The sequence below is a fragment of the Novosphingobium nitrogenifigens DSM 19370 genome, assembly GCF_000192575.1.
Lineage (GTDB): Bacteria > Pseudomonadota > Alphaproteobacteria > Sphingomonadales > Sphingomonadaceae > Novosphingobium > Novosphingobium nitrogenifigens.
The window spans coordinates 1,453,810-1,473,783 of sequence record NZ_GL876926.1; the positions used below are offsets into that span (position 1 = coordinate 1,453,810).

Annotated in this window: 16 protein-coding genes; 8 read left to right on the forward strand and 8 right to left on the reverse strand. The window is 62.9% G+C overall.

Annotation, left to right across the window (positions count from 1 at the left end; all coding sequences use genetic code 11):
• Positions 1 to 105: 105 nt before the first annotated feature.
• From Y88_RS06765 to Y88_RS06785, 5 genes are all read right to left on the reverse strand, one after another.
• Positions 106 to 504, reverse strand: a complete 399-nt coding sequence (locus tag Y88_RS06765) for a carboxymuconolactone decarboxylase family protein (RefSeq protein WP_008067505.1) — start codon at positions 502 to 504, stop codon at positions 106 to 108.
• A gap of 2 nt (positions 505 to 506) precedes the next feature.
• Positions 507 to 1,319: a cyclase family protein gene (locus Y88_RS06770; RefSeq protein WP_008067507.1), complete on the reverse strand. Its 813-nt coding sequence runs from the start codon at positions 1,317 to 1,319 to the stop codon at positions 507 to 509.
• A 21-nt stretch (positions 1,320 to 1,340) separates the two neighbouring features.
• Entirely contained in the window at positions 1,341 to 3,572 is a 2,232-nt protein-coding gene (locus Y88_RS06775) for a TonB-dependent receptor (protein WP_008067508.1), read from the reverse strand.
• Between the two features lie 130 nt (positions 3,573 to 3,702).
• Positions 3,703 to 4,266, reverse strand: coding sequence for an NUDIX domain-containing protein (locus Y88_RS06780; RefSeq protein WP_026166958.1), 564 nt, complete (start codon positions 4,264 to 4,266; stop codon positions 3,703 to 3,705).
• A gap of 18 nt (positions 4,267 to 4,284) precedes the next feature.
• The gene (locus Y88_RS06785; protein WP_008067511.1) at positions 4,285 to 4,869 is read right to left on the reverse strand and encodes a hypothetical protein; all 585 of its coding nucleotides are present in this window, start codon (positions 4,867 to 4,869) and stop codon (positions 4,285 to 4,287) included.
• Between the two features lie 184 nt (positions 4,870 to 5,053).
• Between Y88_RS06785 and Y88_RS06790 the strand changes: the two genes are divergently transcribed.
• Both Y88_RS06790 and Y88_RS06795 read left to right on the forward strand, forming a co-directional pair.
• Complete coding sequence (locus Y88_RS06790) at positions 5,054 to 5,968, forward strand: DMT family transporter (RefSeq protein ID WP_008067513.1); 915 nt, start codon at positions 5,054 to 5,056, stop codon at positions 5,966 to 5,968.
• A 159-nt stretch (positions 5,969 to 6,127) separates the two neighbouring features.
• Positions 6,128 to 7,459: an HD-GYP domain-containing protein gene (locus Y88_RS06795; RefSeq protein WP_008067516.1), complete on the forward strand. Its 1,332-nt coding sequence runs from the start codon at positions 6,128 to 6,130 to the stop codon at positions 7,457 to 7,459.
• Between the two features lie 52 nt (positions 7,460 to 7,511).
• Here Y88_RS06795 and Y88_RS06800 read toward each other — a convergent pair whose 3' ends face one another.
• A complete protein-coding gene (locus tag Y88_RS06800; protein WP_008067517.1) occupies positions 7,512 to 7,832 on the reverse strand; it encodes a hypothetical protein in 321 nt (106 codons plus the stop codon).
• A gap of 528 nt (positions 7,833 to 8,360) precedes the next feature.
• On the opposite strand from Y88_RS06800, the gene Y88_RS06805 reads away from it, so the two are divergent.
• The 4 genes from Y88_RS06805 to Y88_RS06820 all read left to right on the forward strand — a co-directional run bounded on the left by Y88_RS06805 (position 8,361) and on the right by Y88_RS06820 (position 16,217).
• Positions 8,361 to 9,353 (forward strand): hypothetical protein, encoded by a 993-nt coding sequence (locus Y88_RS06805; protein WP_008067519.1) that lies wholly within the window; start codon positions 8,361 to 8,363, stop codon positions 9,351 to 9,353.
• Positions 9,354 to 9,364: 11 nt separating this feature from the next.
• Positions 9,365 to 9,856 carry a hypothetical protein gene (locus Y88_RS06810; protein WP_232280945.1) on the forward strand — a complete coding sequence of 164 codons (492 nt, stop codon included), beginning with the start codon at positions 9,365 to 9,367 and terminating at the stop codon, positions 9,854 to 9,856.
• A gap of 76 nt (positions 9,857 to 9,932) precedes the next feature.
• Positions 9,933 to 11,021, forward strand: a complete 1,089-nt coding sequence (locus Y88_RS06815; RefSeq protein ID WP_008067522.1) for a hypothetical protein — start codon at positions 9,933 to 9,935, stop codon at positions 11,019 to 11,021.
• Between the two features lie 93 nt (positions 11,022 to 11,114).
• On the forward strand, positions 11,115 to 16,217 hold the full coding sequence (locus Y88_RS06820) for an isopeptide-forming domain-containing fimbrial protein (protein ID WP_232280946.1): 5,103 nt from the start codon (positions 11,115 to 11,117) through the stop codon (positions 16,215 to 16,217).
• On the opposite strand, the gene Y88_RS06825 is transcribed toward Y88_RS06820, so the two are convergent.
• Complete coding sequence (locus Y88_RS06825; RefSeq protein WP_008067526.1) at positions 16,214 to 18,082, reverse strand: CshA/CshB family fibrillar adhesin-related protein; 1,869 nt, start codon at positions 18,080 to 18,082, stop codon at positions 16,214 to 16,216. The two genes, Y88_RS06820 and Y88_RS06825, sit on opposite strands and share 4 nt — an antisense overlap.
• Positions 18,083 to 18,228: 146 nt before the next feature.
• Here Y88_RS06825 and Y88_RS06830 point away from each other — a divergent pair, with 146 nt between their 5' ends.
• Entirely contained in the window at positions 18,229 to 19,056 is an 828-nt protein-coding gene (locus Y88_RS06830; RefSeq protein ID WP_008067528.1) for a DODA-type extradiol aromatic ring-opening family dioxygenase, read from the forward strand.
• A gap of 186 nt (positions 19,057 to 19,242) precedes the next feature.
• Entirely contained in the window at positions 19,243 to 19,539 is a 297-nt protein-coding gene (locus Y88_RS06835) for a hypothetical protein (RefSeq protein WP_018075791.1), read from the forward strand.
• Between the two features lie 15 nt (positions 19,540 to 19,554).
• Here the strand turns inward: Y88_RS06835 and Y88_RS06840 are convergent.
• The coding region (locus Y88_RS06840) for a transposase domain-containing protein (RefSeq protein ID WP_040702376.1) at positions 19,555 to 19,974 on the reverse strand (420 nt) is incomplete at its 5' end.

The window sequence follows — 19,974 nt, forward strand, 5'->3', positions numbered from 1 at the left end:
GGATCGCCATGCAATTGTCGGGCGCGGCCGACCTCGACGCGGTCTCGCGAGCGACCTTGCTGCAAGCGAAGGGGCGGTCTGGACAAGGTCGCCCCTCCTCTCTCGTCAGGCGTCCTGACGGAACGCTTCGTCGACTTCGACTTGCCAGCCGATTGCGAGGCGATTGGTTTCGTTGGCAAGTCCGACAATGTCGAGAAGTTCGCCGAACTGTTCGTCGGTCAACCCTTTCGCCCGCGCTGCCGCGCCGTGCGAGGCGATGCAGTACTGGCAATTGTTGGTCACGCTGACCGCGATATAGATCATTTCCTTGGTAAGCGGATCGATCGAGGAGGGACGCACCATAACGCGCTTGAGCGAGTCCCAGATCCGCGACAGCGTCGAGGGGTGATGGGCGATCACTTTCCAGAAATTGTTGATGAAATCGGTTTTCCGGGTCGCACGAATGTCGTCGTAGACTGCACGGACTTCGCCGGTGGAGGCTTCATATTCGATGGGCTTGGGCATGGTCAGGCTCCCGGAACGATAGCGACGACGCGGGCGGGAAATCCCGAACCGCCTTCTGGCTTGGGAAAGCTGATCATGACCAGCGCACCGGCTTCGGGCACCTGGTCGAGATTGGCGAGCATCTCGATCTGATAGTGATTGATGCCCAGAATATAGCTTTCCAGCGAATAGTCGTCCTTGCTGGTGGCAAGGCCCGGATCGGTGTCGGTGGTTTCATGCCCCGACGCGGTGACGTGCCGCTGTTCGTACAGATAGGTCAGCACCGCCTGGCTCCAGCCGGGGTAATGCGCAATGCCCTTCGCATCCTTGTTCTGGAGCGCCGCATCGTCGGGCCACCGCTTGGACCAGTCGGTGCGCAACGCGACGAAGGCGCCTTCAGGAACCGGGCCATGGCGCTTTTCCCAGGCGCGCACGTCGTCCATCGACACCGTGTAATCGGGATTCTTCGCCACTTGTTCGTGCACGTCGAGAACGACGAGGCGCAGCAGGAACTGCGCGGGGTCAATCTGATCGACCGTCTTCAGGCCTTCGTGAAAATGGGCAGGCGGATCAACATGTGTGCCCCACTGCCCAGAATGGGTGAACATGTCGATGTTGAAGCCGTCATGCTTGATCGTGAAGCGACGCTCGACGGTTTCGTTGGGCATTTCCTTCCAATGAGGAATGCCCGGCGCAAACGTATGGGTCAGATCGACGAAGCGCCCGGCGTGCAAGGCCGTGTACGCGGTATCGAAATCGGCAGCGGTCGGCGCGGCGAGAGCGGGAGCTGCCGCAAAGGCAGCCCCGGCAATCAGGAGGGAACGAAGAAAGCGCATGAGCCGAAAATCTCCGTCGGTTCAGAAATGGTAGGACACCGTGCCCGAGAACCAGCGCGGACGGCCCGGATACCGCTGCGCCAGCCCCAGGAACGAGGCAACGTCGAAAGCCATCGTGGCATAGTGATGATCGGTCACGTTCTCGACCGCAAAGCCGATGTCCCAATGCCCGTTGTTGGTCGTGTAATTGAGGCGAATGTTGCCCAGGGCATAGAAGTTCTGAGCCGTGTCAGGCGCGTCGGTCAGCGCATAATACTGCTTTGAAACGAAATTTCCGTCGATCTGTGCCGCAAACTTGCCCGATTTCAACGGCACGGTGTAGCGGATCACGGCATTGCCCGACCAGCGCGGCGCATTGGCCGGAACATAGTCGCGCGCTCCTTCGGAATTGAGCGCGATATCCTTCACCGTGCCGTGGCTGTAGGCAAGGTTCGCTTCGAAGGTCCAGCGATCATTGGGCGTGAAACGGGTTTCCAGTTCGCCGCCGTAATATTCGGCATTCGCATTTGATACGAGCTGGGTCAGGTTGATGAAACGCAGCGCCTGATAATTGCTGTAGTCGTAATAGAACGTCGAGAGATTGACACGCAGGCGCTTGCCGAAAATATCGCTCTTCACCCCGGCTTCGTAATCGACCAGCGTTTCGGGCTTGAACGAAAAGGACGCCGGATTGCCCACAACCGTCGTCGGATCGAGCGGCGCGTTGAAGCTGCCCCCCTTCACCCCGCGATTGACGCTGACATAACCGAGCACGGTCGGGGTAAAATGATAGTCGAGCGCGACTTTGCCCGACCAGAAGCCGTCGTTGCGGTGGGCGAGCGCGCCATAAGTCGCAGCATCGAAGGCATAGCTGAAACCGGGATAGCTCGCCGAATAGCCGATATCCTTCCAGTCCCAGGTATAGCGCCCGCCGACAGTCAGGTTGAGCTTGCGGGTCAGGGCATATTCGACTTGCCCGAACAGGGCGACCGACCCAGTCGTCAGGCGATAGAGATCGGCGAGCCCGCCATAGGACGAACCATTGGCACCCTCGTCATAATTGCCGGCAATGTGCAACCAATAGGCCCCGGCGATCCACTTCAGCCGACCGGTCGCGCCGTTGAGGCGGGTTTCGGTCGAAATCTGATGCACGCGCGAACCGTTGTAGAATTCGAACACGCTGAGCGGCGTGGTATCGGAATCTTCCTGATAGTCCTTTTTCAGCCACTGATAGTCGAAGACCGTCGTCCAGGTGCCACCAATCGCCGAGACCGGCACGTCGAGCGTCGCCGTCCCCTGAAGCGTGCTGATCCGGGAATAGCCGTTGGCATTGCCCTGGGTCTGGAAATCGCCGCTGGGACCATAGCCGAGCGCGTTGGTACTGCCTCCGAAATACCCGTACCCGGACACAGGATCGGCAATCGAAGGCACGCTTTCCCACGCCCCGGCCTTGACCGATTGATGCCCCCAGCGCCCGATCAGAGTGAGCTTGGCCGCGTCGTCGGGCAAGTTGAACTGCAACTGGCCGCGAACGGCCTGCGAATTGCCGTTTTCCGAATCCTGATACCCGGCGGTGTTCTTGAAGAGCGGATCGTGGTTGTCGGTCGCGAACGACAGACGCGCGAGCACCGCGTCGCTGCCCCGGACCAACGGACCGCTGACCGCACCCTCGGTCTTCACGTCATTGTAGCTGCCGTAGGAAACGCTGAGATAGCCCGAGAGATCCTTTGTCGGAGCCCGCGAAATGAACTGGGCAAGTCCGCTGGTGGCATTGCGTCCGAACAGCGTCCCCTGCGGCCCGCGCAGCACTTCGACACGATCAAGGTCGAACAGCTGGAAAGCGAGGCCCGACATCTGGCTGACATAGGCGCCATCGACATAGATGGCCGCGGGGCTTTCCTCGTGATCGGCAAAGTCGTTTTGCGTCACCCCGCGCACAGCAAAGCTGTAGGAACCGGTGCCGTTGGGCTGAGCCAGCTGCACGCCGGTCGCGATCTGCGGAATCTGGCTCGGCGAAACCAGCCCCAGCCGTTCGATCTCACGCCCGCCAACGACGGAAAGCGGAATCGCCACATCCTGCGAACGCTGCTGACGCTTCTGGGCAGTGACGACAATGTCGTTGTTGCCCGGCACGGCAGCGGTGGAGGGGGCGGAGGAAGCATCTTCGGCAGGCGCCTGATCGGCGGCGAAGGCACATGTCGGCACGGCGATGGCCAGAGGAGCGGCTGCAAGCAATAGGCGGCGCAAGCGCACCGTGCGATGATCGACAGACATCAGGAATCCCTCAATTATTATCCCCTGCCCTCCGGCGCACAGCGGGCTGCCGGAAAACGCGGCGCTTTTTGCACCGCCGAGCCGGGAAATCGAGAGCAAAAATCTCAATCGACCTGATAGAGTTTCTTTTTCAGGCGTTCCAGAGCCCCTGATGCCGCAGCATCAGCGCCTGGGCCAGGATGAGCGTCTTTGCATCGGTCAGAGTGCCGCCCTCGACCATGCCGCGCAAATCGTCGAGCGGGATTTCATAAACCGAGATCGCCTCATGCTCGCCATCAGCGCCGCCGCCCGGCCCGACGCGATCCTGCGCACCATACCGCGCGAGATAGAGCGCCGTCCTTTCCGTCGAGACCGGCGGCAGCGACCACACCGTGGCGACATGATCGAGATCGCCCAGCCGCAAGCCACCCTCCTCCATCGCCTCCTCGCGCGCGCGGTCGACAGGATGGGCGCCGTCGAGCATCCCCGCGATCGCCTCGAAAATCGGCGTTTCCCCAGCCGCCAGAACCCCCGCACGCGGCTGGGTGATCAACAGCACGACCCGCCGATCCGGATCATAAGGCAACACCATCACGGCCGATCCATTGTCGAGCAGGTGGCGTTCGACTTCCACCCCGGTATCCAGCCGAACGCCGATCCGGTAAAACCGGTACCAGCCGTCGTAGACACACGTGCGCGATGTGATTTCAGCCAAGCCTTGCCCTTCCCTGGTTCAACCCTGATTGGCCGGGGAGCCGGCCGGAGCCACGCGATACCCGGCGTCGGCCCGGATCCAGATCATCCGCTGTGCCGGGAACGGATGCGGATTGCCGACCATCCGGCCCTTGGCGATGAAGCCGCCGGGCGTCGGGATATAAGTCGTGCAGATCTCGCGATCGAAAATCCCCGTATATGTCCCTGAAATCTGATCGAGCAGCGGAACGGCATGGTCCTCGGGAACCGGCCGCCCGAAAAACCACAGCTTACCGCCCAGAACCGCGTCCCGGCTCAAGGTTCCGCACACTTCCCCATTACGCACGACCACCGTGGTCACGGTCTCAAGCGTCAGCGGCTGGGTCGGATCGGGCATGACCGTCGCCGTATTGGCAAACGTGCCGTCACGATTGCGGCGATAGGCCGCGATCGACTGGCAAGTATGACCGCTCGTATCGGGCTGGTAGCATTGCACCATTCCCTTGTCCGACGGGGCCAGCGGATCGTCCGGCACCATCGCCCCGGCAAGAGTGAGCGGAGCGAAGGCAAGAGCGGCGGAAAGAACAGGCAGCATCGCGGGCTTTTCGCTTTCCCAGATTACCATGCGGCCCGATCAGGCCATTGGTTTTGTGCAATAAGCAGGACTGGGGCGCAAGCAACAGAAAAGCCGATTGCTCGTGCAAAAGACGCCGTTAACGGGCAATGACAGCAACTTGCCGTCGATTCGGCAGGCATTCCTTCGCGTTTGCGCAATTTCCCTTATCCAAAAGATTCCAGGCACACACTTCATGTCCGAACGCAAGCCGATCGACCGCACGGCCGCCACGGTAATGGTCATCCTCTGCCTCATCTGGGGCACCCAACAGGTTGCCATCAAATGGGCGGCCCCGGCGATGAGCGCCACCTTGCAGATGGGGTTGCGTTCCGGGCTCGCGGCACTGGGCACACTCGCGGTCGCGTTTCACCGGCGCGAACAACGATGGCTCAACCGTGCGACGCTCGTGCCCGGATTGCTGGTCGGCAGCACGTTCGGCCTCGAATTCGTCTTTGCCGGTGAAGCCTTGCGTTACACGACAGCTTCGCACGTGACGATCTACCTTTATTCCGCGCCGATCATGGCCGCTGTCGGGCTCGGCCTGCGCTATCGGGACGAGCGTTTGCACCCCGCACAATGGATCGGGGTTATCATCGCCTTTGCCGGTGTGGCCCTTGCGTTTCTGGGACGCGGCGATCCCGACCGCTATCCCGCGATGCGGCTGGGCGATGCCCTGTCCCTTGCAGCCGCCGCGTCCTGGGCGGTTTCCTCGTTCATCCTGCGCGGATCGCGTCTGGCCAATGCCCCGGCCTCGGTCTCGCTGTTCTACCAATTGTGCGGCGCCTTCGTGCTCGCCGGCGGGATGGCCGTGACCTTGGGCGAGACGGCGATCAAGCCGACCGCATGGCTGGCCGTCATGCTGACCTGGCAAACACTCGTCGTCGCCTTTGCCAGCTATCTGACCTGGTTTGCCCTGCTGCGCCGCTACAGCGCATCGCGGCTTGGCGTGCTGAGTTTCATGACGCCGGTGTTCGGAGTCGTTGCCGGGATCGCCCTGCTTGGGGAAAAGATCGACACCAACTTTGCCATCGGCGGCTGCATGATCCTTGGCGGGATCGTACTGGCCAGCACGCGGCTTCCCCGACTGGGACGCCGCGCCACTGCGTGACCCCCCACGCCGGAAAACCAATACCCTGAATCTAGGGGATTTCCCATAGCCCCGGATCAAGCGGAATTCATCCTCGTCGTTCATTGGTTGCCAATCGGTACGGTGTCGCATCCCGACCGGAAACAATGACAAGCAAGCGGGGGTAAATCAGCGGCGGCCATGCTCAAACGGATCGATCCATCCGATGTCACGCTCGGCATGTTCATCCACAAGCTGGAAGGTAGCTGGTTCCGTCATCCGTTCTGGCGCGCGCGCTTTTTGCTGAACGATCCCGATCGCCTCGAACAGATCCGCACCAGCGGTTTGTCGGGAATCGTCATCGATACCGAACGGGGCGCGGATGCCCCGATCTTCGCCGCGGATGCGGTGCCCGAACCGGAGACTCCGGCGGCACCAAGCGCCCCCTCGCCCACTCCCCTGTCCCGCGTCCCGGCGCCGGTCGCGCTCCATACCCGGACGCGATTGATGTCCACACTGCCCGCAGCGACGTCGCGCGGCTTCGGCCGAGCAGAAAGCGCTGCGGAAAAGGGCATGAAGATCGTCTCCCGCGTCTTTCTGGAGATGCGGCTGGGCAAGACCATCGCACCAGACCAGATCATTCCGGTCATCGATGCGATCATCGATTCGATGCAAAGCAACCCGTTTGCCTTCAACGGCCTGATGCGATTTCGGCGGGACAATGAGTTCGCCTATCGCCATGCCCTTGCTGTCAGCGCGCTGATGATCGCGCTTGGACGCACCCTGCGCCTGTCCAAGCTCGACCTGCACGAAGCCGGGCTCGCCGGATTGCTGCTCGATGCCGGTGTCTGCCTGCTGCCGCTCGACGACGCGCAGCGCGAAATCGAACCGCATCGACTGCCAACGGAGATCTGGCAGCAACATGTGCCGCTGGGGCACGCCTTTGTCGTCCGCAGCAAATTGTCGGAAAACGTCGCCCGCGCGTGCCTTGAACACCACGAGCGCATGGATGGCACCGGATGGCCCCAGGCCAGACCGGGATCATCGCTCAGCCAGTTGGGTCGCATGGCCGCAATCTGCGATGCCTACGACCTTCTGGCGACCGGGACCAGCGAGCGGCCCGGCCTCGACCCCGCCGAAGCGTTGCAACAGATGAAATCCGACCACGGCGCCTATGACCGCGCGCTTCTTGCCGCATTCGAGGCGACGATCGGCATCTGGCCGACCGGATCGCTGCTGGAATTGCGGTCGGGACGGCTGGCCGTGGTCATCGACCAGAGCAGCGACCGACCCGACCGACCCATCGTCGCGATCTTCTTCGACATGAACACCGGACAGGCCGTCGGCAAACAGTTCATCGATCTGGCCAATTGCTATGGCGCAGACGGGATTGCCGGTCCCGGATTGCTGGCCCGTCTGCCGGATGCGCAACAGGCCATCGCCTCGGCATCGCTGGCGGCAACCATCGCGCGCCTCGCCCCGAAATCCGGCGCACGTGCGCAACCTTCGCATCGAACCGCACTGACCGGCTGATCGCTTCGCGAAAGGTCGTGCGGGGCTCCCCGGAGCCTGTCCTATCGCCGTGTCAGGCGGCGAACTGCCACATGTCGTCGCCTTTCACATCGCGATTATAGCGACAGATGTGATCGATCGAAGGTTCGTACATCGCGCGCTCGAACAGGATGCCGGCATAACCGTCGCGCAGCCACACGACCTCGCCACCCAGCCCTTCAAGACAATCGATCCGCAGCACGATCTTCTGCCCGACATGGAGCGACATGCGGCCATGGCGAATGCAATACCCCCTGATCGAGATATTCACGACGTCGATCTCGCAAGTCTGAATGACCGTGCTGCACTTGGCTTCGATCCCGACAACAGCGCGTCCCTCAATTCTCTTTTCCAAAGCCCCGGCTCCTTGCCTCACAACAGGCGTTAACCATTAACCCCAACGATAGTTAACCACATCGGATGAGGACGATGCCCGAGCTAACCCAGCCAAGTTAATTTGGCGTTGAACAAACCTCCCCATCGACGGAGGTCAAAAACATGGCGAACCCACTCCGAACCGGTCCATCTCGCCGGGCGCCGAATCGGCGTTCTCCCCTGCGTGACCGCGCCCAATCCCTCTCTGCACGCCACGCGTTTCCGGCTTCTTTTTCCTTATTTTCAAAGCTTCATGACCGAGCTTTGCGCGCCATCCCCGGCAATGCCGCGACCAGCCGGGATCACCGCATCGGCACGAACCCCACAGTGATCCCCTTGTTATTCATGACTTCACCGAGTTCGCAGTTGCAGCAAAAAGCAATGGTTTGCTGGCATTTTCCAAACCAGCGATTCGGAGTTGATTGACTAATCAATCACACCGAAATGGCGATCGAATTGCTAAGGGCAATAACTAGGTTTTAACCCGTACACCCTAGTTGCATTAACCATGCAACGCACATCCACCTTTCGTGGTTCCATCACCCTTCCGGTCGCAGCCGCCTTCGTCGGCTGCCTTCTCGGCGCGCAACCGGCACTGGCCAGCGGAACGCTCGCCGGAACGCTGATCCAGAATACCGCGACGGCCACGTTCTCGAGCGGGACTTCGACAAGCTCGATCCAGTCGAACACCGTGACCGTCAAAGTCGACCAGCTCGTCGGCGTAGCCGTGACCGCCCTTACCACCAGCCCGGTCACGATCGGCAGTTCGACCGCCGTCCTTGCCTATCAGGTGTCGAACACCGGCAACGGCAACGACACGTTCAACCTGACCGGCAATCCGACGGTGTCCGGCAACGGCTTTACCGCCACGCTTCAGACGGTCGCCATCGATACCAACGGCAACGGCACCTATGACCCGGGCGTCGACACCACCCTGACGAACGGCACCGCCAGTCCCGAGATCGCGCCCGACGGTTCGATCAAGGTGTTTCTGGTTACGAGCGCGCCGAGCACGGCAACCGACACGCAAACCTCGCAAGTCCGCCTGACCGCGACTTCGGCAACCGGGTCGGGAACGCCCGGAACCCTGCTCGCCGGAAAGGGGGTGGGCGGAGTCGACGCGGTCGTGGGCGCGTCGGGCGGCACCGCCAATGCCCTGGCCTCGCTGATCGCCAGCCTTGCCACGGTCACGCTCACCAAATCGGCAGCGGTCAGCGATCCTTACGGCGGCACCCTGCCCGTCCCCGGCGCGACCGTGACGTACAGCATCGTCGCCCACACCGCCGGGTCCGGCACGGCAAGCAGCCTTCAGGTCTCCGACGCCTTTCCGACCGGCACGACGTATCAGGCAGGCACGCTCACGCTCAACGGCTCGGCCCTGACCGATGCCTCGGACAGCGACGCGGGAACGGCCACGACTACAGGTGTCGCGGTGTCACTGGGCAACGTGACCGGCGGCGGCGCCGACAAGACCATCACTTTCAAAGTCAAGATCAACTGAGGATGACCGACATGCGCACTCTCTCGCTCCATCTGCTGGCAGGTCTGGTCGCGGCCGTGGCTCCGGCCATCGTGGCCCCCTCCATGGCTCTTGCGGCTCCCTCCGGCCCGGTGACGCTCGACAGTACGATCAAGCTCGACAAGGTCGTGACCGAAAACGGCCAGAGCCGTCATGAACTCGTCGCACCGCAGAAAGTCGTTCCGGGCAACCACCTCGTCTTCGAAACGACCTATCACAACACCGGCAAGCAAGGCGTCGACCACTTCGTCGTGACCAATCCGGTTCCTGCGGCCGTCGCCCTGGAAACCGATGCGACCGATGCCTTCGACGTGTCGGTGGACGGCGGCAAGACCTGGGGCAAACTTTCCGAGCTGAAGGTCACAGGCCCGAACGGCGCGGGCCGTGCTGCGCAGGCGGCCGACGTCACCCATGTCCGCTGGGTCCTTCCGGCCATCGCGCCGGGAGCAACGGGAACGCTCGATTATCACGCCGTGGTTCGCTGAACCGCGACAGGAGACAGCCCAAGGTCCGCGGGCATTTTCTGGGGGCCGGACCGGATAAACACATCAGGAGACTGACATGAAACACGCCAGCAAGTTGCTGGGCGTGAGCACCTCGCTCGTGCTTGCGATGCTTGGATCGACCACTGCCCACGCGACCGGCACGCTCGCCGGAACGACCATTACCAATACCGCGACCGTCAACTACTCGGTCAGCGGCATTGCCCAGAACGCGGCCACGGCCTCGAACTCGGTGGTCGTCGATCGCAAGGTGATCTTCACGGTTGCAGGCGCCGCCGCGACGACCACGGTTTCGCCCGGTCAGACCAGCGCCGTCACCGCCTACACCATCCAGAACAGCTCGAACGATACGCTCGACTTCGCTCTGGGTGCGGTCAACCAGTCGACCGGCGCCACCGCTGCGCACGGCGGTACCAGCGCCTATTCGGTGACGAGCTTCTCGTACTACATCGACACCAACGGCAACGGTCAGTACGACGCGGGCACCGACCAGCAGATCACCTATCTCGACGAACTGGCGCCCGACACGACCAAGACCGTGTTCGTCCTCGCCAATGTTCCGCTGAGCGCGACCAATGCGCAGGTTTCGGGCGTCGTTCTGACCGCGACTGCGGAACAGGGCGGCGGCAGCGGATCGCAAGGAACGGTCCTTACCAACAGCACCGGCGCCTGGACACCCGGAACGGTCCAGACGGTTTTCGCCGACCTGACCGGCGCGACCGACAGCCAGTATGACGGCAAGTACTCGGCCAAGGGCGACTATACCGTCTATGCGCCGGTGCTCACCGTGACCAAGCTGTCCTCGGTGGTTTCCGACCCGATCAACGGCACGACCAATCCCAAGGCCATTCCCGGCGCGGTCGTCGAATATTGCATCGTGGTCCAGAACGCATCGGGCGCGGCCTCGACCACGGCTCTCTCGATCAGCGACCCCTTGCCGACGCAAGTCACGTACCTCTCGAGCTTTGGCATCCTGCTCAACGGGACCTATTCCGGCACCGCCTGCAATTCGGACGGCACCGCGAACCTCTCGAACAGCAGCTACACCGCTGCCTCGGGAAGCAACCCGGCATCGGTCGCCGGCACGCTCAACAACGTGGCCGCAGGCGGGGCAACCACCATGCGTTTCCGCGCCACCATCAACTAAGACTTCCGGGGGGCCGGGGAGCGGTCGGGACACCGCTCCCCATCACATTTCCACATGATCGTTCGAGCCGACCTTTCCCTGGCAAAGGCGGTAATGGGATTGTTTTGCCTGCTTGCAGCACTCATCGGGGGTGCCGCGAGGGCTCAGACCATTACCAACACCGCCTATGCATCCTGGCCCGTCGGCGGCCAGACGGTGACGGTTGCCTCGAACACGGTCAGCCTCGTCGAGACGACGATCCCGATCACGGTCAATGCCTATGTCGCATCGCCGACCGGCTCGACCGTCCTCACCTATCACGCGTCGCAATGCTCGGCGTCGGCGACCACGGCCACGGCCACGACGACGCAGGCCGAAACGGCGGCCAGCTATGCCCAGGCCTCGGTCACGCCTGCCAGCGCGATCACGATCGGCGACGCATTCTATTTCCAGATCTCGATGCCGCAGGGAAATCTTTCTGCCACGGCCATCGACCAGATCACCGTCGTCATTTCCACCAGGAGCGGCGATCGCGAAACACTGACCGTTGCGGAAACCGGCATCAACACCGGCCTTTTCGCCGGGTCCATCGCGACGGCGGCGGTTCCGCCCCAGCCGGTCGCGGGCGACTGCACGTTGTCGGTCGCAGATGGCGATATCGTCACAATTTCCCCCGAATTGCCCGGCACCACCCAGGTTGCCGCAAGCACCAGCCTGACGGTGCTGAGCGATCCGGCCGGTGAAGTCTTCGACAGTTCCGACGGCACGCCGATCAATGGTGCCACTGTCACCATCGTCGATGCGACCACCTTGCAACCGGCGAAAGTCTATGGGCCTGACGGCACCACCACATGGCCTTCGACCGTTCAGACCGGCGGCACCGTGACCGACGGAAACGGCGTCACGCACACCATGGCGACGGGCGAATACAGCTTTCCCAAGGTTGCCGTGGGCAGTTATCGCCTGCAGGTCACGCCGCCCTCGCCCTATACGGCGCCTTCAAAGCTTTCCGCCGCGCAGCTCTCGGGCCTGACGCATTCGGACGGCACGGCGATGACGCTGATCCCGGCCTCGTGGGGCAATACGCTCCAGATTTCGAGCACGGCAGCGGTACGCGTCGACATTCCCGCCGATCGCACGGTCACAGCTGCGAAAGTGACCAAGACCGCCTCGGTCAGCGAAGCCCAGCCGGGCGATCTCGTCCACTATACCGTCACCGTGACCAATCCCGACACGACCCATGCCATGCGCGGGGTGCAGATGGTCGACGTTCCCTCCTCGCTTTTGCGTCTGCGCAAGGATTCGGTCCGCATCGACGGCACCGGAGCGGGTGCGAACGCCACATTCGCGGCTGACGGCAGCAGGCTGACGGTCTCGCTCGGCACGCTCGCGGCAGGCGCAAAGCACACGATCACTTATGCCGCCAGCGTCCGCAACGACGCGAGCCAGGGGCGTGCGCAAAACACCGTCACCGTCACCGACATCACCGGCACCAGCTCCACGGCAAGCGCGCTCGTCCGCGTGACCGAGGACGGCCTTGCCAGCCGCATGACGCTTGTCGGCGAAGTGACCGAGGGCGGCTGCTCGATCGCGGCGGAGCATCGCGGCATTCCCGGCGTCCGCGTCATGCTCGAAGACGGCAGTTTCGCGATCACCGATCGCAACGGCCGTTATCATTTCGACGGCATCGTGCCGGGAACCCACGTTGTTGCCGTCGCCCCGCACACTTTGCCCGAAGGCGGCCGGTTCATTGCCTGCCACGGGGGCAGCCGTGCTGCGGGCAGCGCGACCAGCCGTTTCGTGATCGGCCAGGGCGGCGCGCTGATGGTTGCGAATTTCCATGCGCAACTGGTCCCCGGATCGCTTCCTCCGCTCCAACCGGCCGCTCCGAACGAGCGTGGGACCGAAACCACCCCCGCCGATCCCAAAAAGGACAAGGACAGCGAAACTCACGAGGAACGCGTCGCCGCCGGGGCCGAAACCGATTGGCTGGCGATGGGGAACGGCCCGACCGATTTCCTGTTCCCGGCAACCGACCACAACCCGCGCGCGCCCGCGATCCGTGTCGTCATCCGCCATCGCCCCAACCAGACCGTCGAGTTGTCGGCCAACGGAACTCCGGTGCCGCGCGTCATGCGCGACGCGGTCAAGGTCGCACCCGACAACAGCTTTGCCGTCAGCATCTGGCGCGGTGTCCCGCTCGAAGGCGACACCACCGAACTGACGGCCGATGTGCGCAATGCCGATGGCTCGATTGCCGCGCATCTCGCGCGGACCGTCCATTTCAACCATGTCCCTTTCGCGGCGCAGATCGTGCCGTCCGAAACCCATCTGGTCGCCGACGGTCGCACCCGTCCGGTCGTTGCGGTCCGCATCGTCGACCGCAACGGTCGCCCGGTTCATGCCGGAATTTCGGGCGATGTCACGCTGTCGAGCCCTTATGAAAGCGCCGACGCCATCGACATGCAGCAGTCGCGCGCGCTGTCGGGGCTTGGCCGTGCCAGCCCGCACTGGACCGTGAAAGGCGAAGACGGCATCGCGCGTATCGAGCTTGCCCCGACCATGGCGAGCGGCGCGCTGCAACTCGACTTCGCCTTTGTCGACAACGACCAGCGGCATTCCCAGACGCTCGAAAGCTGGGTCAAGCCGGGCAAAGTCGACTGGACTCTCGTGGGCCTTGCCGAAGGCAGCCTCGGCGCTCGCACCATTGCCGACAACATGGAAAAGACCGGCGGCATTGCCAGCGATCTGGGCCGTCACGCCCGCGCAGCGTTTTATGCCAAGGGGCGCATCCTCGGCAAATTCCTGCTGACGCTCGCCTATGACAGCGCCAAGCAGACCAGCGACCAGACCCTGATGGGAACGATCGACCCGCGCGCCTATTACACCGTCTATGGCGACGGAACGAGCCGCCGGTTCGACGCTGCCAGCCGCAACAAGCTGTATCTGCGGATCGAAACCGCGACGTTCTATGCGATTTTCGGCGACGTCGAGGCCGGTTTCAACCAGACCAGGCTGGCCCATTACCAGCGTACCGCAACCGGCGTGAAAGCCGAGGCGCAATTGGGTCGCGTCCATCTCCAGGGGTTCGGCGCGCGCACATCGACGACCCACCGCCACGACGAAATCGCCGGCACCGGCCTGTCGGGCCCCTATCCGCTGTCCTCCAGCGCGATCATTCTCAATTCGGAAACCGTCAGCGTGGTCGTGCGCGACCGGTTCCGTCCTGACGTCGTGCTCTCCACCACGACCATGACGCTTTACACCGATTACACGCTCGACGCGATTTCGGGGACGATCACGTTCAAGCAGCCCCTGCTCTCCCGCGATGCCTCGCTCAATCCGCAATATGCAGTGATCGACTATGACATCGACCCCACGCTGGGCGGCGCCAATGCCCTCGTCGGGGCCGGACGCGCCGACTATACCACCCGGGACAAGCGGTTGCGGATCGGCGCCACCGCGATCACCGATGCGGGCGACAATGGCCGCAGCAACGAGGCCGCCGCCGACCTTCGCCTGCGCGTCGGAGCAAATACCGAAATCCGGGCCGAAGGCGGTGTTTCCACGCTGGCCGGGGCCCTCTCGCAAGCCTGGCTGATCGAAGGCGAACACCACGACAAGGCGCTCGACGTGCTCGCCTATGCACGCAGTGCCGACCAGAATTTCGGCGTGGGCCAGACCAGCGAAGCCGAAGTCGGCCATCGCCGCATCGGCGTCGACCTGCGCCGCAAGGTTTCCCAAAAATTCGCGATCGCCACGAGCCTGTGGACCGATACCGGCCTGCAAACGGTCGAGGACCGCAAGCAGGGCTCGATCAAGCTGCAATATCGCGATCGCCAGACCCAGGCCAATCTCGGCGTGACCACTCTGCGCGAGCGTGACGACACCACCAGCGGCACGACGACGCTGATCGACGGCAGCCTCACGCACAAGCTGCTCGATAACCGGCTGGAAGTAACGGCGGCTTCGTCGATCCCGCTCGGCAATGCCCAGGCCGCCAGCCTGCCCGTCACCGAAACCGTCGGCCTGCGCTATGCCATCAACAGCCACACCCGCGTCGTCGCCTCCTATGAACAGGCCAGTTCGAGCCAGTTGTCGACCGCGACCGGCCGCGTCGGCCTCGACATGCAGCCCTGGCGCGGCAGCCATGTGACCGCCGGGCTCGGCGATCAGGCGATTGCCGAAAACGGCCAGCGTACGTTCGCCGCCTTCGGTTTGTCACAGAGCCTGTCGCTCAATCGTCATGTCACGCTTGATACGACCGTCGACAGCAATCGGGTTCTGGCAGGATCGCGTCTGACCGGGTTGTCCTCGGCCGTGACCGGGATCAGCAGCAGCACGACGAGCGGATCGACGACAAGCACGCTGGTCGAAAACTTTACTGCCGTCACGGCGGGCATCGCCTGGCGCAAGGACCTGTGGAGCACGACCTTGCGTGCGGAATGGCGCGACGGCGAATGGTCCTCGCGCCACGGGATGACGCTCGGCGCCATCCGCCAGCTGGGCGATGGACGCATGGTCGGCACCGGCGTCACCTGGACCCATGCGCAGGGAACCGACGGCACTTTGACCGATGTGCTCGACGCGACGCTGGCGATGGCCTGGCGCCCCCATTTCGCGATGGCGGCATGGCTCGCCCGCGCCGAATACCGTAGCGACTTTGCCCAGGCCGGAACCGGCACGACCACCAGCACGGTCTCCTCGCTCTCGGACGCAAGTGCGGGCTCCTCGCTGACCAGCGTGACCAGCGGCAACGCCCACGCACGGCGTCTGATCGTATCGGTTTCCAGCGACTGGAGCCCGCGCGGCCATCACGACGACCAGTTCGTCGAACGCAGCGAAGTCAGCCTCTTCGCGGCAATCCGCCACAATTTCGATGCCTATGACGGCTACAACCTCAGCGGAACCACCGTCATGGCCGGAATCTCGGCGCATATCGGCCTGGGCGACCGCATCGAGATCGGCGGACAAGCCTCGGTTCGGGCCAATGTCTCGGACGGCACCACCAGCTTTGCCGTCGGGCCCAGCATCGGCGTGGTTCCGGCCAAGAATATGCTGCTCATGGTCGGCTACAACCTTGCCGGTTATCGCGACGCCGACTTTTCGGCCAGCAACAACACCCGTCGCGGGGTCTTTGCCAGCATGAGGCTGAAATTCGACACCAGCACGTTCGGCTTCCTCGGCCTCGACCGCGGCGTGCGGCGCAAAAGTTAGTTCACCCTGGCCTGAAGAGTGATCGCAAAGCTCGGCGGGGTTCCCGTGGAACCGGCCATGGTTCCGCGAGGATTGAGGCAGATGAAGCGAACCGCCGGATCGTAGCTGGTGGTCGGTGTGTAAGTGCAGGCGGCAAAGCTGGTCGGCGCGATCGTCGAACTGGAAAACGCGATGTTCGACGCCGCACTGAAAGTCAGGTTGCTCGACGGAGAGCCCTGCACGAACGTCGGGGATGCCGCCGTTCCGACCGAGAGTTGCGACGGCAAGGCGTCGATCAGCAGCACGGTGTTCTTGTCGACCGCGCTGGGGCCCGTGTTGGAGACCGTGATCGTATAGGCAACGATCGCCCCCGGGATTGCCTTGGGATTGGTGCTGCCGTTGACCGGATCGGACAGGACCGTCGAACTCTTGACGACGGCCAGCGAGGCATTCGTGGCGACCTTGGTATTGGTGATCGTGCAACTCACCACGTCGCCGAGTGCGGGAGTGATTGAACCGCCCGGCGCGGTCGGCAATTTGGTCGACGAACTCCCGTTCGCGTTCGTCCAACCAAGGACGGATGTGTATTGGGACGCGACGGTGGTTCCCGCAGTGCTTTCATCCAGTGTATAGGCAGTCCCCGCGCTGACCTGCGTCTGAGCGGTCGCCGGATTGGTCAAGGTGGAGCCGGTTCCTCTGGTCGTTGTCGTGGCGACGACCGTACTGCCCTGCGCGATGTTCATGGTGAACTGGTCGGTCGAATACTGGCGCCCACCACTTCCCAGCGCCTTTTGCAGCGTAAGGTGGGGATAGGGCGTTTCGGTAAACGTGCATTGCAGGGCATCGCCAAAGGAAAGGCTCGGGATGGCATAACTCGTTGTCGCCAGTCCGCTGGGCAAGGACGTCGACGAACCGCCATTGCTGTTGGTGCAGGTCAAGGTCGTCACATAGTGTGAAAGGCTGTTCGTGCTGCCCGAGGCCATCGTTTCGGTCAGCGTCAGGGGAACCGATGCGGCTGCCGAAACGCCCGCCGTCGTGAACGGCCCCAATCCGGTTCCGCTGGACGTACCCGACACGAGCGTCGCGCCATTGCTGGTCGCGGTGATCGCATAAGTGAACTGATCCGACGAACTGACCCGAGCACCCGAAATCGCCATGGTCAGCCGGACCGAGGCATAGCGGACGGCCAGCATGAAACCCTCAAGCCCTCCCCCGACCAGCGTGCTCCCGATCTGCGTCGGCGTCGAGGATCCAAAGATATAGGCCCCCGTGTAATTGGCGGTCGCGCCCGTTTCCGTCACCGAGGTCGTCCCCGCCCCCGACAGCGAGGGATAGGAACTGCCGCTCACCGCTCCTGCTTGCCCCAGCGTTTGCCAGGCCCCGCCATTGGTCGTGAAACGCAGTGTTTCCCCACTGTTGGTGGATTCCCCATCGGCCGCCACCAGCATGTAGCTGGTCACCCCGCCCGCCCCAGCCGGTGGGGTCATCCGGATCGAGGAGACTGTCACGGTCGTGGTCCCCGCCCCGGTCTGATACAGCACCGGCGAACCGGCAATTCCGGTCATCGCGGTATTGCCGATCGCGGCTCCGCTCCACGACGGGCTCCCCGTCGCGGTCAGCGCGGTCCCGCTCGTCTTGAGCGTGAAATTGAGGACGGTTCCGTCCTGCAGCGTCAGGCTGAATGCCTGGCCCGACGACGAACGCGCGGTGGTGTCGTTGTAGGACGAAAAATCGATCCAGCAATAAGTCTGCCAGTCGGACGGGCCCGTCGTTCCCTGTGCCGTCGCGACCGAACAATTGGCCGCGTGAGCAACCGAAACGGTCAAAATCCATGCCAGGGCGGCAGCGAAAACACGCGGGACGACACTCAGGACTTTTGCGGACATGTACCGGATATGGCCGATCCCATTTCCGCTGTAAATTGAGGCCCTGACGCGGGCTGATCCCGGCAGCGGACAATGTGTCGCCGCCCTTCGCACAATTTCACACTCACGGTTGAAACGCATTCTCCAATTGAGCCTATTTTCACCCAATGGAGATCGCGCCATATCTGCCCTCGAAAGGAACGACCATGTCTCGCCAGCCGACCTATTATATTCCTCACGGGGGTGGCCCGTGCTTTTTCATGGACGATCCCCAAGGCGTCTGGGCCGGGATGGAGCAGTTCCTGCGCGGCCTTTCCGCCGATTTCCCCGAGACGCCCTCGGCCATCCTGATCGTGTCCGGCCACTGGGAAACGCGCGGATTCGCCTTCACCGGCAATGCCAAGCCGCCGCTGGTCTATGACTATTACGGTTTCCCGCCTCACACCTATCAGTTGCGCTATGATGCTCCCGGCAGCCCGAAACTTGCCGGCGAAGCAGTCGAACTGCTGCAAAAGGGCGGCTTTCAGGCGGGGATCGACCCGGATCGCGGCCTCGATCACGGCGTTTTCGTGCCGCTCAAGGTCGTGCTGCCCGATGCACAGATCCCGGTCGTCGAAATGTCGCTCGACCACAGCCTCGACCCCGCGCTCCATCTTGCGGCAGGGCACGCGCTCGCCCCCTTGCGCGACAAAGGCGTGGTGATCGTGGGAGCGGGAATGAGCTTTCACAACATGCGCGGCTATGGCGATCCCCGCTTCACCGGCCCCTCGCATGAATTCGATGCCTGGCTCAAGGAAAGCCTCGCGCTCGAAGACGGTGCGCGCGCCGAACGCTTGAAGCAATGGGCAAGCGCCCCAGCCGCACGCCTCTCCCACCCTCGAGAGGAACACCTGCTGCCCCTGATGGTCGCGGCCGGTGCCGCGCAGGGGCCGGGCGAGTGCATCTATTCGCAGGACGTCATGCGCACGACCCTGTCGGGCTTCCGCTTTACGTAGGCTCAAGCCCCATTAATTGTCAGGCGTTGATGTGATTGAACGAACCCGCTGACGCGGGAGAGGTGAGAGTATTGGCTGGAATGGCCTCCTGATGGGTAAGCGTCCGGCCTCGACCGCTCTAACATAGGCGGTGGTCAGAAATTGCCCGGTAGCGGGCGATGCGTTTCCAGATTATGGCCGCAATCCATGACTGACGCCGAGCTAATCGAGAAACTAAAGCGGTTTGAGGAAACCTGCGATCATGCGGAGCGACATTCGCTCGCGTTGGAATTAGCAGATAATTCAGACCCACGGATTTTTAATGTTCTGGTGAGGCTTATCCAGCGGCCGGATTTGGAAAACAGGCGCGGCACACTGATTTATTGCCTTGAGGCCCATGATTGCGCCTCAATCAAGGCGTTGCTGGAAGACATTGCCAGGACGGGCAACTTTGAGGCCGGAATGCAAGCTGAAATCATTCTCGACGATCAGAGGTTGCGCTGATCGTAGCTCGCCCCCTCACAACCCGTTTTCATCAAAGCTGGCGGATACGCTTTCTACTACCCAGTTCCACGGCAGCAGTTCGTCGATCCGGTTGATGGGATGCCCCTTGCCGATGCGGTCGAGCACATCGGCGAGCCATTCCTGCGGATTGATGCCATTTAGCTTTGCGGTTTCCAGCAGGGAATACATGGCGGCGGCGCGCTCACCGCCGCAGTCGGCACCGGCAAAAAGCCAATTTTTGCGGCCTAGGCATATCCCCCGCAGAGCATTCTCCGCCGGGTTGTTGTCGATCTCCAGCCTGCCGTCCTCTGTGTAGGCTAGCAATTGAGGCTTTAGCTTTACGGCATAGCGCAGCGCCTCGGCCAGCGGTGATCGGGCCGATGCCCTGGACAGCACATCGTCGGCCCAAGCAAAGAAATCCAGCGCCTTGGCTTT